At 71.0% G+C, this 12,755-nt stretch carries 14 protein-coding genes; 12 read left to right on the top strand and 2 right to left on the bottom strand.

Annotation, left to right across the window (positions count from 1 at the left end):
- Window positions 1–239 precede the first annotated feature (239 nt).
- From DEW08_RS26395 to DEW08_RS26375, 5 genes are read left to right on the top strand one after another with little or no spacing between them, the layout of a single operon-like run.
- The gene (locus tag DEW08_RS26395) at window positions 240–692 is read left to right on the top strand and encodes a c-type cytochrome (protein WP_109332954.1); all 453 of its coding nucleotides are present in this window, start codon (window positions 240–242) and stop codon (window positions 690–692) included.
- 16 nt (window positions 693–708) lie between these two features.
- Entirely contained in the window at window positions 709–2,058 is a 1,350-nt protein-coding gene (locus DEW08_RS26390) for a cbb3-type cytochrome c oxidase subunit I (protein WP_109332953.1), read from the top strand.
- Between the two features lie 10 nt (window positions 2,059–2,068).
- Window positions 2,069–2,854 carry a CbbQ/NirQ/NorQ/GpvN family protein gene (locus tag DEW08_RS26385; protein WP_109332951.1) on the top strand — a complete coding sequence of 262 codons (786 nt, stop codon included), beginning with the start codon at window positions 2,069–2,071 and terminating at the stop codon, window positions 2,852–2,854.
- 18 nt (window positions 2,855–2,872) lie between these two features.
- Window positions 2,873–4,837, top strand: coding sequence for a nitric oxide reductase activation protein NorD (locus DEW08_RS26380; RefSeq protein WP_109332949.1), 1,965 nt, complete (start codon window positions 2,873–2,875; stop codon window positions 4,835–4,837).
- Between the two features lie 24 nt (window positions 4,838–4,861).
- Window positions 4,862–5,563: a DUF4142 domain-containing protein gene (locus tag DEW08_RS26375; RefSeq protein ID WP_109332947.1), complete on the top strand. Its 702-nt coding sequence runs from the start codon at window positions 4,862–4,864 to the stop codon at window positions 5,561–5,563.
- Window positions 5,564–5,593: 30 nt separating this feature from the next.
- Here the strand turns inward: DEW08_RS26375 and DEW08_RS30855 are convergent, their stop codons facing one another.
- Window positions 5,594–5,821, bottom strand: coding sequence for an HAD family hydrolase (locus DEW08_RS30855; RefSeq protein WP_146214770.1), 228 nt, complete (start codon window positions 5,819–5,821; stop codon window positions 5,594–5,596).
- A gap of 281 nt (window positions 5,822–6,102) precedes the next feature.
- On the opposite strand from DEW08_RS30855, the gene DEW08_RS26370 reads away from it, so the two are divergent.
- The 7 genes from DEW08_RS26370 (at window position 6,103) to DEW08_RS26340 (ending at window position 12,131) form a co-directional block, all read left to right on the top strand.
- Window positions 6,103–6,435 (top strand): 4Fe-4S dicluster domain-containing protein, encoded by a 333-nt coding sequence (locus tag DEW08_RS26370; RefSeq protein WP_109332945.1) that lies wholly within the window; start codon window positions 6,103–6,105, stop codon window positions 6,433–6,435.
- Window positions 6,426–6,746 (top strand): chaperone NapD, encoded by a 321-nt coding sequence (locus DEW08_RS26365; protein WP_245987005.1) that lies wholly within the window; start codon window positions 6,426–6,428, stop codon window positions 6,744–6,746. Before DEW08_RS26370 ends, DEW08_RS26365 begins: the two co-directional genes overlap by 10 nt.
- On the top strand, window positions 6,743–9,235 hold the full coding sequence (gene napA / locus DEW08_RS26360) for a nitrate reductase catalytic subunit NapA (RefSeq protein ID WP_109332943.1): 2,493 nt from the start codon (window positions 6,743–6,745) through the stop codon (window positions 9,233–9,235). The genes DEW08_RS26365 and napA overlap by 4 nt, the downstream gene beginning before the upstream one ends.
- A gap of 87 nt (window positions 9,236–9,322) precedes the next feature.
- The gene (napG, locus tag DEW08_RS26355) at window positions 9,323–10,102 is read left to right on the top strand and encodes a ferredoxin-type protein NapG (protein ID WP_109332941.1); all 780 of its coding nucleotides are present in this window, start codon (window positions 9,323–9,325) and stop codon (window positions 10,100–10,102) included.
- A gap of 2 nt (window positions 10,103–10,104) precedes the next feature.
- Window positions 10,105–11,025 (top strand): quinol dehydrogenase ferredoxin subunit NapH, encoded by a 921-nt coding sequence (gene napH, locus DEW08_RS26350; protein WP_181449492.1) that lies wholly within the window; start codon window positions 10,105–10,107, stop codon window positions 11,023–11,025.
- A complete protein-coding gene (locus DEW08_RS26345) occupies window positions 11,022–11,462 on the top strand; it encodes a nitrate reductase cytochrome c-type subunit (protein WP_245987004.1) in 441 nt (146 codons plus the stop codon). Before napH ends, DEW08_RS26345 begins: the two co-directional genes overlap by 4 nt.
- A gap of 30 nt (window positions 11,463–11,492) precedes the next feature.
- The gene (locus DEW08_RS26340) at window positions 11,493–12,131 is read left to right on the top strand and encodes a NapC/NirT family cytochrome c (RefSeq protein ID WP_109332937.1); all 639 of its coding nucleotides are present in this window, start codon (window positions 11,493–11,495) and stop codon (window positions 12,129–12,131) included.
- Window positions 12,132–12,174: 43 nt separating this feature from the next.
- Here DEW08_RS26340 and DEW08_RS26335 read toward each other — a convergent pair whose 3' ends face one another.
- The gene (locus DEW08_RS26335; protein ID WP_211107312.1) at window positions 12,175–12,747 is read right to left on the bottom strand and encodes a HutD/Ves family protein; all 573 of its coding nucleotides are present in this window, start codon (window positions 12,745–12,747) and stop codon (window positions 12,175–12,177) included.
- Window positions 12,748–12,755: the final 8 nt, after the last annotated feature.

Below are 12,755 nucleotides of genomic sequence, written 5' to 3'. Positions count from 1 at the left end.
GCGGCGGTCTTGCGCGCCGCCTGGGTGGCGCGGAGCTTAGCAGCCCGGGCCGCCGATGCGCAGGCTCTCTTGGACGGACGGTACCGCCCGCCGCCCGGCGGTCCTGCGCGAAGGTGATAGCCGCTGCTGCCAAGGTACCGTTCGGCTAATCCCTTTGGCCCACGAGCCCGACTGCCACCTTTACGTGTTGTGTCAACGGGAACCGCAGGTTCCGGCCGCGCAACGACATCGGGGGAGGGATGGCCGAGCGCTTCACCAAATCAGCCGCGCGGAACATCTTCTACGGGGGCTCCGCCTTCTTTCTGGTCCTGTTCGTCGCCCTGACGATCCACAGCCACTATTACATGCGGACGACCAGCACCGACGAATCCAGGCTGTCCGACAGCGTCGCCCGCGGCAAGCATGTCTGGGAGAGGAACTCCTGCATCAACTGCCACACGCTGCTCGGCGAAGGCGCCTATTTCGCGCCGGAGCTCGGCAATGTCTGGGTGCGCTACGGCGGCGACAAGGATCCGGAATCGGCCCGCGCCGCCCTGATCGCCTGGATGCAGTCGCAGCCGAGCGGCGTCGAGGGGCGCCGCCAGATGCCGCAGTTCAACCTGACCGACCAGGAGCTGAACGACCTCGTCGATTTCCTGGCCTGGACCAGCACCATCAGGACGCAGGGCTGGCCGCCCAACGTCGCGGGTTGAGAGGGGAGGCGCCGACATGAAATTCGCCACGCAACGGATCGCCTACTGGTACTTCGTCTGCGCCATGGCGCTGTTCGTCGTGCAGGTGCTGGTCGGCGCGCTCGCCGGCACGGTCTATGTCCTGCCGAACTTCCTGGCGGAGGTGCTGCCCTTCAACATCCTGCGCATGATCCACACCAACGCGCTGATCGTCTGGCTCCTGCTGGGCTTCTTCGGCGCCGCCTATTACCTGATCCCGGAAGAGGCGGAGCGCGACATCGAGAGCCCGATGCTCGCCTATGTCCAGCTCGTCATCCTGATGGTCGGCGCGCTGGGGGCGGTGGCCGGCTACACGCTCGGCATCCATGGCGGGCGGGAGTTCCTGGAACAGCCCCTGTGGGTCAAGATCGGCATCGTCGTCGCGGCGCTGATCTTCCTCTACAACATCTCGCTGACCGTGCTGCGCGGCCGCAGGACGGCGATCACCAACATCCTGCTGCTCGGCCTGTGGGGCGTGGCGATCTTCTTCCTGTTCGCCTTCTACAACCCCGACAATCTGGCGGTGGACAAGCTCTACTGGTGGTACGTCGTGCACCTGTGGGTCGAGGGCGTGTGGGAACTGGTGATGGCCTCGATCCTGGGATTCCTCGTCATCAAGATGACCGGCGTCGACCGCGAGCTGGTGGAGAAGTGGCTGTACGCCATCGTCGGGCTGGCGCTGTTCTCCGGCCTGCTCGGCACCGGCCACCATTACTACTGGATCGGGGCGCCGGGCTACTGGCAGTGGATCGGCTCGCTGTTCTCCACGCTGGAGGTCGCGCCCTTCTTCGCCATGGTGATCTTCGCCTTCTCCATGGCCTGGAAGGGCCGGCGCGACCACCCGAACCGGGCGGCGCTGCTCTGGACGCTCGCCACCCCGGTCTTCGCCTTCTTCGGGGCCGGCGTCTGGGGCTTCCTGCACACGCTGTCCTTCGTCAACTACTACAGCCACGGCACCCAGATCACCGCGGCGCACGGGCACCTCGCCTTCTTCGGCGCCTACGTGATGATCAACCTGTCGATCATCACCTACGCCATGCCGCATCTGCGCGGGCGGGCGCCCTACAACCAGCTCCTGAACATGTGGAGCTTCTGGATCATGTGCTCCGCCATGGCCTTCATGACCTTCACGCTGACCTTCGGCGGCGTCGTGCAGGTCCATCTGCAGCGCGTCATGGGCCTGACCTACATGGAGGTGCAGGAACAGCTCGCCCTGTTCTACTGGATGCGGCTGGGCTCCGGGGTCTTCGTGGTGGTCTCCGTGCTGATGTTCGTCTACGCCATCTTCGGACCGGCGCGCGAGCAGCTTCCGGCCCGCACCCGTCCCGGCGTCGTGCCGGCGGAATAGGGCGGTGGCGATGGACGCGGCGGAGCTTCCCTATTACGCCCCGGTCGGGCGGGAGGTGGCGCTGTTCGAGCACGCCTTCCGCAACCGGCTGCCCCTTCTGCTGAAGGGGCCGACCGGCTGCGGCAAGACGCGCTTCGTCAGCCACATGGCGGCGAGGCTGGGACGCCCGCTCTACACCGTCTCCTGCCACGACGACCTGACCGCCGCCGACCTGACCGGCCGCTACCTGCTGAAGGGCGGCGACACGGTCTGGGTGGACGGGCCGCTGACCCGGGCGGTGCGCGAGGGCGCCGTCTGCTACCTCGACGAGGTGGTGGAGGCGCGCAAGGACGTGACCGTCGTGCTGCATCCGCTGACCGACGACCGCCGCCTGCTGCCGCTGGAACGCACCGGCGAACTGCTGGAGGCGCCCGACGGCTTCATGCTCGTCGTCTCCTACAATCCCGGCTACCAGAACATCCTGAAGTCCCTGAAGCCATCGACCCGCCAGCGCTTCCTCGCCATCGAGTTCGACTTCCCGGAGCCGGAGGCGGAGACCGCCATCGTCGCCCGCGAAAGCGGCCTGGAGCGCGACCGCGTCGCCCCGCTGGTCCGGCTGGGCAATGCGCTGCGCGCCCTCAAGGGCCAGGATCTGGAGGAGGGGGTCTCCACCCGCCTGCTGGTCTATTGCGCCACCCTGATCCGCGACGGCATGGCGCGCGAGGATGCGGTGACGGCCGCGATGATCGAGCCGCTGACCGACGATCCGGAGGTCAAGCGGGCGCTGCTGCGCGCCGTCGAGCTGACCCTGTCCTGACGCGGGGAGGGGAGAGCCATGGCCTCGTTCTGGGAACCGGAGGAGTTCGTCGGCCAGCTCTGGCACCGTCTGGTGGGGCAGGCGGCCTCCTATCCCGATCACCCCGCCGCCGCGGCGCGGCTGGAGGAGATGCGCGGCCGGCTCGGCATCCTCTTCCGCATGCTGGGCGGCCCCGGCGCCGTCCGCCTCGCCGCCGGGGCGGCGGAAGGCTCGGCGCACCGGCTGTCCTGGCGCCAGCGCCTGGGGCTGGGGACGGAGGCGCTGGAGCGCGCCCGCTTCGACGGCAGCGTCCTGCAGCTTCCCGACCGCATCGCCCTGTTCCCCGACCACGCCGACAACCAGGCGCTCTACGAGTGGCTGGCGGCCTTCTTCGCCCACGCCGAAGCGCCCGGCCCGCTGCCGGCCAATCCGCTGCCCGCCGATCCGCTGCCCGCCGATCCATTGCCCGCCGATCCGTTGCAAGCCGACATCGTCCGCCTGCGCGCCGCCCGCCTCGCCACCGCGCGGACGCTCGCCTGCTGGCCGGCCCTGCGCCCCCTGCACGACCGGCTGGCCGCCGCCCTGCTGGCGGTCCGGCCGACCCGCCGGCTGCCGGCGCAGGAGGCGGCGGTCGAGGCGGTGGTCCGCCGCCTGCTCGGCGGCGCAGATCCTGTCGATCCCGCCCTGTGGGCCGCGGTGAGCGATCCCGCGGCACCGCTCGACCGCTTCCGGGCGCCGGTCGGTCACCAGCCCGTCCTGCCGGTCCCGCTGTGGGGCGATCTGGTCGAGCCGACGCCGGGACCGGCGCCGGAGGAGGAGGGGGACGAGACCGGCATCGCCGCCCCTGCCGACGAGCGGCGCCGCAAGGCGTCCCGCCGGGACAACGACCAGACGCGCCGCGACGACCCGCTGATGCTGAACCGCTTCGAGAAGCTGCTGAGCATCGCCGAGATGGTGAACCTCAACCGCAAGACCGAGGATGAGGACGAGGATCAGGCGCGCCGCGCCGTCGAGGATCTGGAGGAGATCACGCTCGGCCGCCACGACCGCAAGGCGGCGGCCAGGCTGCGCCTGGAACTCGACATCGCCCCCGCCGGGCAGGAGACGGAGCCCCTGCGGGCCGAGCTGACCTATCCCGAATGGGACTGGAAGCGCCGGTGCTATCTGCCCGACCACTGCCGCGTCGTCGCCGAGCCCGCCGCGCTGGAGGGCGAGGACTGGATCCCCGACGAGGCGGCGCTGCGCCGCATCCGCCTCGTCCGCCGCCAGTTCGAGGCGATGCGCCCGCGCCGCATGGTGATGCCCGCCCAGCCGGACGGCGAGGAGCTCGACCTCTCCGCGCTCGTCCGCTCGGTCGCCGACCGCCGGGCCGGCGGGGTGGGATCCGACCGCGTCTACAGCGCCGTGCGCACCGTCGCCCGCGACCTGTCGGTCTGCGTGCTGGTCGACGTCTCGCTCTCCACCGACAGCTACATCGAGGAGCGGCGCGTGCTGGAGGTGGAGAAGGAGGCGCTGCTCGCCCTGACCCACGGCCTGACCGCCTGCGGCGACGAGCATGCCATCCTCACCTTCACCTCGCGCCGCCGCCATTGGGTGAGCCTGCGCACCGTGAAGGATTTCGGCGACCGGCTCGACGCCCGCACGCTGCGCCGCATCCAGGCGCTGAAGCCGGGCAGCTACACCCGCATGGGGGCGGCGCTGCGCCACGCCACGGCGCGGCTGAAGGACCGGCCGCACGGCACCCGCCTGCTGCTGGTCCTCACCGACGGCAAGCCCAACGACACCGACCATTACGAGGGCCGCTACGCCATCGAGGACACCCGCGCCGCGGTGCAGGAGGCGCGGCGGGCCGGGCTGAAGCTGTTCGGCGTGACGGTGGACGAGCGCGGCCGCGACTATCTCCCCGCCATCTTCGGCCCCGGCGCCTATGCGATCTTCCCGCACGTCTCGCGCCTGCCGGCCGCCCTGCCCGCGATCTACCGGCAGCTCACCGCCGGCCCCTGACCCAAGAGGAGGCAAGACGCCACCATGCGCAGGACCGTCCTTCCCGTGCTGCTCGCCGCCGGCCTGTGCGCCGGCCCCCTCGTTCCCCTGGCCGTCGCGCCCGCGGCCCTGGCCCAGGCGAACCTGCGGCCCGATCCCAACCCGCGTGTGCCGCCCCAGCCCGGACAGGCCCTGCCGGTGGAGGATGCCCTGTTCCTCCGCCAGGCGGCGGAGGCCAGCCGCGGCCAGATCGACCTCGGCCGGCTCGCCGCGGAGAAGGCGCCGGACGACGCCATGCGCACGCTGGCCGCCCGCATCGCCGACACCCACCGCAAGCTGCAGGACGACCTGAAGGCACTGACCGGCGACCGCAAGCTGCCGCCGGCCGACCAGCTCGCGCCGGAGCGGACCGACGCGCTGGGCGCGGCCGGCGCCGTCACCAACCCGGCCAACGCCGCCTCCGGTCTGGCGGCGGAGGCGGCGAAGACCCTGTCCGGCGCCGGCGGCGAGTCCTTCGGCAAGGGCTATGTCGAAGCCCAGCTCCGCATCCACGACCGCCTCGTCGACCTCTACCAGACCGAGGCGTCGGGCACGCCCGACCGCCAGCTCGCCACCTTCGCCATCACCAGCCTCGTCGCCATCCAGAAGGACCGCGACGCGCTGCGCCAGATGGCCGGCCGCTTCGGCATCCACGCCCCGGCGGAAGGGCAGGCGATCCAGTACGGCGACCCGACCAGGGCGCGGTGATCCGGCGGCCGGACCCGCCGTCCGGCCTGTTCACTCCGGCAGCGCGGGATCCTCCGCCAGCCCGTGCGCCTCCGGCGCATCGCGCGTCACCGTCCGGAAGTCGGCACGGCGGCCCGTCAGGCTGCGCGGCCAGAGGTATTCGAGCTGCTTCGCCCGCCGGAGGCCGGCTCCGCCCCTGCCGGCGACGCCGCCCGATTCCGCCCGATTCCGCCCGCTTCCCCGCGGCCCTGCTGCAGCGCACAACGGCCGGCGCGGCATCGCGCAAGTGCTCCGCAGGCATCGCGGACAAGGATCTTCGCATCCGCAAACACCGCCATGCTTTCCCTCGTGAATTGCTGGCCTGCCAAGCTGTCGAGCATTTCGCCGATGGCCCTGCTCCTTTTTCCGACAGCTTGGCCGCAAGGATTGCAACCTGCCGACCTCCTGCCCGATACCCGGGTATCAGTCCCAAAGGACCAGTCTGCGTCATTTGACCACATCGGAAGTAGGGGGACGTTGGAGTACCAAAGAGCCATGTGAAATCACTGGGGGCCCACCCGATGGCCCGACCCCTCCCGTCCTCCGTCAGCCGTGCTTCCCTGCTCCGCGGACGCCTCTTCGCCAGGGTGGAGAGCGAACCGCCGGATGCGGCGGACGCGCCGAAGATCGCCGCCTTCGCCGGGACCTGCCTGTCCGCCCGGGGGGTGGAATGCCGGATCTGCGGCGACCATTGCGAGCCGCGCGCCATCCGCTTCCGCCTGCTCGGCCGCGGCCGGTCGGTGCCGACTCTCGATGCCGCCGCCTGCGATGGCTGCGGCGCCTGCGTCGCGCCATGCCCGGTCGGCGCCATCGCCCTCACCCCCGTGCCGGAGGAGACCGCAGCATGCGCCTGACCCGCTTCATGCGAGAGGAGGCGGAGCGCAAGCCCGCCCCGGCCGCGCAGGGCCACAACATCTGCGGCGTCCTCGTCCATGCCCGCCCCGGCCGCGCGGCGGAGGCTGCGGCCGCCCTGTCCGCCCTGCCGGGCGTCGAGGTCCACCAGCGGTCCGACGACGGGCGGCTGGTCATCACCGTGGAGGATACGGACGGCATCCCCGCCGCCCTGACCCTCGCCGGCCTGCCACAGACGAGCGGCGTCGCTTCGACCGCGCTCATCTACCACCACTGCGTGACGGACGACCTGTCCGAGGAGATGCCCTCATGAAGCTCACCCGCCGCACGTTCGTGAAGGCCAATGCGGTCGCCGCCACGGCCGCCGTCGCCGGCCTGCCGCTCTCCCCCGACGTCGCGGAGGCCGCCGGCCGGCCCGCGGACGACATCCGCTGGGACAAGGGGGTGTGCCGCTTCTGCGGCACCGGCTGCGGCGTCCTGGTCGGCGTCAAGTCCGGCCGCGTCGTCGCCACCCAGGGCGATCCGGACGCGCCGGTCAACCGCGGCCTGAACTGCATCAAGGGCTACTTCCTCTCCAAGATCATGTATGGCGAGGACCGGCTGACCAGGCCGCTGCTGCGCAGGAAGAACGGCAAGTACGACAAGAACGGCGAGTTCGAGCCGGTCTCCTGGGACGAGGCCTTCGACGTCATGGCCGCCAAGTGGAAGGAGGCCCTGAAGAAGAGCGGCCCCACGGCGGTCGGCATGTTCGGCTCCGGCCAGTGGACGATCTGGGAAGGCTATGCGGCGGCCAAGCTGATGAAGGCCGGGCTGCGCTCCAACAACCTCGACCCCAACGCGCGGCACTGCATGGCCTCCGCCGTCGCCGGCTTCATGCGCACCTTCGGCATCGACGAGCCGATGGGCTGCTACGACGACGCGGAGCATGCCGACGCCTTCGTGCTGTGGGGCTCCAACATGGCGGAGATGCACCCCATCCTGTGGTCGCGCATCACCGACCGCCGCCTGACCCATGACGGCTGCAAGGTCGCCGTGCTGTCGACCTTCGAGCATCGCAGCTACGAGCTGGCCGACCTCGGCCTGACCTTCCGGCCGCAGACCGATCTGGCGATCCTCAACTACATCGCCAACCACATCATCCAGACCGGCCGGGTGAACCAGGAGTTCGTCGCCAAGGCGGTGAACTTCAAGAAGGGCGTCACCGACATCGGCTACGGCCTGCGCCCGACCCACCCGCTGGAGAAGGACGCCAAGGACGCCGCCGACCCCAACAAGGCCGATCCCATCTCCTTCGAGGAGTTCAAGGCCTTCGTCGCCGACTACACGCTGGAGAAGGTGGCCGGGCTCTCCGGCGTGCCGGCCGACAAGCTGCTGGCGCTGGCCGAGCTCTATGCCGATCCCAAGGTCAAGGTCGTCTCCTACTGGACCATGGGCTTCAACCAGCACACGCGCGGGACGTGGGTGAACAACCTCGTCTACAACGTGCATCTGCTGACCGGCAAGATCAGCCAGCCCGGCTGCGGCCCCTTCTCGCTGACCGGCCAGCCGTCCGCCTGCGGCACGGCGCGCGAGGTCGGCACCTTCTCGCACCGGCTGCCCGCCGACATGGTGGTGAACAACCCGGCCCACCGCAAGGCGACCGAGCAGATCTGGAAAGTGCCGGAGGGCACCATCCCCGACAAGGTGGGCTTCCACGCCGTCCAGCAGCACCGCATGCTGAAGGACGGCAAGCTGAACGCCTACTGGGTGATGTGCACCAACAACATGCAGGCCGCGCCCAACATCAACGAGGAGGGCTATCCCGGCTACCGCAACCCGGACAACTTCATCATCGTCTCCGACCCCTATCCGACGGTCACCGCGCTGTCCGCCGACCTGATCCTGCCCACCGCCATGTGGATGGAGAAGGAAGGCGCCTACGGCAACGCCGAGCGGCGCACCCAGTTCTGGCGCCAGCAGGTGAAGGCGCCGGGCGAGGCGCGCTCCGACCTCTGGCAGATGATGGAGTTCTCCAAGCGCTTCACGGTGGAGGAGGTCTGGCCGGCCGACCTGATCGCCAAGGCGCCGGAACTCAAGGGCAAGACCCTGTTCGACGTGCTGTTCGCCAACGGGCAGGTCGACCGCTTCCCGGTGACGGAGATCCAGGCCGGCTTCGACAACGACGAATCGCGGCACTTCGGCTTCTACGTGCAGAAGGGGCTGTTCGAGGAATATGCCGCCTTCGGCCGCGGCCACGGCCACGACCTCGCCCCCTTCGAGCTGTACCACAAGGCCCGCGGCCTGCGCTGGCCGGTGGTGGACGAGAAGGAGACCCTCTGGCGCTTCCGCGAGGGCTACGACCCCTACGTGAAGGCGGGGGAGGGGGTGAAGTTCTACGGCCACAAGGACGGCCGCGCCGTGGTCTTCGCGCTGCCCTACCAGCCCGCGGCGGAGGAGCCGGACAAGGACTACGACCTGTGGCTCGTCACCGGCCGCGTGCTGGAGCACTGGCACAGCGGCTCGATGACCCGCCGCGTGCCCGAGCTGCACCGCGCCTTCCCCAACGCCGTGGTCTTCATGCATCCCGAGGACGCGAAGAAGCGCGGCCTGCGCCGGGGCATGCCGGTGAAGCTGCAGACCCGCCGGGGCGAGGTGCTGACCCGGGTCGAGACCCAGGGCCGCAACAAGCCGCCCGAGGGCGTCGTCTTCATCCCCTGGTTCGACGAGACCCAGCTCGTCAACAAGCTGACGCTCGACGCCACCTGCCCGATCTCCAAGGAGACGGACTTCAAGAAATGCGCCGTCCGGGTGGTGAAGGCCTGACGGCCGCCACCGCCGCTCCTTCCGCCCGGCCGCTTCCGGCCGGCGGGAGGGCGCAAGATCCCACGGGACCGTTCCCGGGAGTTTCCGATGCCTCCACCCCCCAACAAGGACAGGCGCCAGTTCCTGGCCGACGCCGCGAAGCTCGCGGCCGGGGCCGGCTGCACCGCGCTGGTGCTGGGCGAGCTCGCCGGCCCGTCGCGCTCGCTCGCCGCGCCGGCCCTGCGGCCGCCCGGCGCCCTGCCCGAGGCGGACTTCCTCGGCGCCTGCGTCCGCTGCGGCCTGTGCGCGCGCGCCTGCCCCTACGACACGCTGAAGCTCGCCGAGCCCGGCGGGCCGGCGGCCATGGGCACGCCCTACTTCGAGGCGCGCGACATCCCCTGCGAGATGTGCCCCGACATCCCCTGCGTCCCCGCCTGTCCGACCGGCGCGCTCGACCGCTCGCTGACCGACATCGACAAGGCGCGCATGGGCACCGCCGTCCTGGTCGGCCATGAAAGCTGCCTGAACGTGCTGGGGCTGCGCTGCGACGTCTGCTACCGCGTCTGCCCGCTGATCGACAAGGCGATCACGCTGGAGATGCGCCACAACGAGCGGACCGGCAAGCACGCCTACCTGATCCCCGTCGTCCATACCGACGCCTGCACCGGCTGCGGCAAGTGCGAGAAGTCCTGCGTGCTGGAGGAGGCCGCCATCAAGGTCCTGCCCACCGCGCTCGCCGTCGGCCGGATCGGCGGCCATTACCGGCTGGGCTGGGAGGAGAAGGCGAAGCATGGCGGCGCCCTGATCGAGGGCACCATCGACCTGCCGGACCGCGGCTACGAGCCGCCCTCCCTCAAATCCCCGCTCGGCAAGGGAGGTCTGCCATGAGCATGCAGCCCACCGCCGCGAGGCGGGGTCCAGGCAAGGCCGCCGAACGGCGGATCCCCGGCAGGGCCGCCGCCGCGTCGCGCGGCTGGTTCGCCGCCCACCGCTGGCTGATCGCCCGCCGCCTGTCGCAGCTCTTCTTCCTCTCGCTGTTCCTCAGCGGGCCGCTGTTCGGGGTGTGGATCGCCAAGGGGACGCTGGCGGAAAGCCGCACGCTCGACGTGCTGCCGCTGACCGACCCGTTCGTCCTGCTGCAGTCGCTGCTCGCCGGCCACTGGCCGGAGACCACGGCGGTGGTCGGCGCCGTCATCGTGCTGTCGGCCTATCTGCTGCTGCGCGGCCGGCTCTACTGCTCCTGGGTCTGCCCGCTGAACCTCGTCACCGACGCCGCCGCGGCGCTGCGCCGCCGGCTGGGCCTGCGCGAGGGCATGTCGCTCGGCCGGAAGACCCGGCTGGCGGTGCTGGCCGGCGTCCTCGTCGCCTCGGCCGTCACCGGCACCATCGCGTGGGAGGCTGTCAATCCCGTCACCATCCTGCACCGCGGCATCGTCTTCGGCGGGCTGTTCGCCGGGGGGGCCGTGCTGGCCGCCGTCGCCGCGGTCTTCGTCTTCGACCTCGCCGTCGCCCAGCGCGGCTGGTGCGGCCATCTCTGCCCGGTCGGCGCCTTCTACGGGCTGGTCGGCCGGCGGGGAAGCGTCGCGGTCAAGGCGCCGGCGCGCGAGCGCTGCGACCAGTGCATGGACTGCTACGCCGTCTGCCCGGAGCCGCAGGTCCTCACGCCGGCCCTGAAGGGACCCGGCGCCCCCCTCGTCACCTCGCCCGACTGCACGGCCTGCGGCCGCTGCGTCGATGTCTGCCCGCACACCGTCTTCGCGCTGGGGCTCGTCCGTCCGTTCGCGCGGCCTGGCCAAGGAGAAACGCCGTGACCAAACGCCTGAAGATTGCCGCCGCCGCCGCCCTGCTGGCCCTGTTCGCCGCCGGCAGCGCCCTTACCGGCGAGATCAAGACCCTGCGCGGCGACCAGCCGGTGCAGGACAACAGCGAAGCCTCCGACGTGCCGGTCTACCGCGAGGGCGGCGTGCACGAGCGCAACTACCGCCAGCAGCCGCCGCTGATCCCCCACCGGATCGAGAAGTACGAGGTGGACCTCAAGGTCAACCAGTGCCTGCGCTGCCACGACTGGTCGAACGCCAAGAAGATGGGCGCCCCGCAGGTCAGCGAGACCCACTTCATCGACCGCAGCGGCAAGCGGCTGGACCAGGTGGCCGGCACCCGCTGGTTCTGCACCCAGTGCCATGTGCCGCAGACCGACGCCAAGCCGCTGGTGGACAATCTCTTCACGCCCGCGACCCAGGCCCGCTGACGCCCCCGCTCCCGGATAAGGACCAGTCCCATGACCACACAACACCCTGAACCGCGGCCGGGGCTGCTGCGTCGCCTGTGGCGGGTCCTCACCCGCCCGGCCTCCACCGTCTCGCTGGGCCTGCTGCTGATCGTCGGCGGCGTCGGCGGCGTGCTCTTCTGGGGCGGCTTCAACTGGGCGATGGAGGCCACCAACAACCAGGCCTTCTGCGTCTCCTGCCACGAGATGGGCGACAACGTGTTCGTCGAGTACACCGGCACCGTCCACGACGCCAACCCGTCCGGCGTGCGCGCGACCTGCCCCGACTGCCACGTGCCGAAGGACTGGACGCACAAGGTGATCCGCAAGATCCAGGCCTCGACCGAGCTCTATCACCACCTGATCGGCAGCATCAAGACGCGCGAGGACTTCGAGGCGCAGCGGCTGCGGCTCGCCACCAACGTGTGGACGGCGATGAAGACGACCGACAGCCGCGAATGCCGCAACTGCCACAACTTCGCCGCCATGGACATCCCCCAGCAGGGCGGCCGCGCCCGCGACCGCCACCTCGCCGCCCAGGCGAAGGGGGACACCTGCATCGACTGCCACAAGGGCATCGCCCACAAGCTGCCCGCCGGCGCCTTCGAAGCCGAACGCGCCCTCAACGAGAAGCTCAGCGCGGTGCGGTGACCCAGGGCCGCGGGGCCGCGGGCCGGAGCGGCGGAAGACCGCCCTACCGGCCCCGCACCACCGCCACCACCGCCCGGCCGCCCGCCTCGGGTCCGGCCTCGGCGGCGGTCCCCTCGACGCGTGCCGTCCAGCCCGGCGGCACGCGGACCGTTTCCCCGGCCGTCCGCACCAGCGCCGCCCCCTCCAGCGCATGCACCAGTGCCACGGCGTCCGCCGCGATGCCGGCCGCGGCGCCGTCCGCCGGCAGCTCCAGCCGTCCCTCGGCCCGCTCGCGGTCATGGATCAGGTTGAAGTCGCGGATCGGTCCGCCGGTCAGCCGGCACTCCACCGCCGCGTCGCCGGAGAAGCGGAAGGCGGGGGCGCCGAGCCGCACCGTCACCGGCGTCCCGTCCACCGTCAGCACCATGCCGGCCCCCTCCACCACGGCGATCAGCCGCTCGTATCCGGCGAAGGCGGAGAAGGGGCCGGCCTGCGCCACGTCGGCGATGCTGACCCGCCAGAGGAAGCGTCCGGGCTCCCCCGGCAGGTCGGCCAGGGCGAGTTCCGTCGTGGTGCCGCCGCCGTTCTTCCAGGGCATGCGCCGGTAGCCGGCGGGATCGAGGAGCATGACGGGCATCGGCGGGT

The sequence above is a fragment of the Azospirillum thermophilum genome, from assembly GCF_003130795.1.
GTDB lineage: Bacteria > Pseudomonadota > Alphaproteobacteria > Azospirillales > Azospirillaceae > Azospirillum > Azospirillum thermophilum.
The sequence above is the reverse complement of the archived record's forward strand: the minus strand, read 5'-3'. Positions and strand labels throughout refer to the sequence as shown.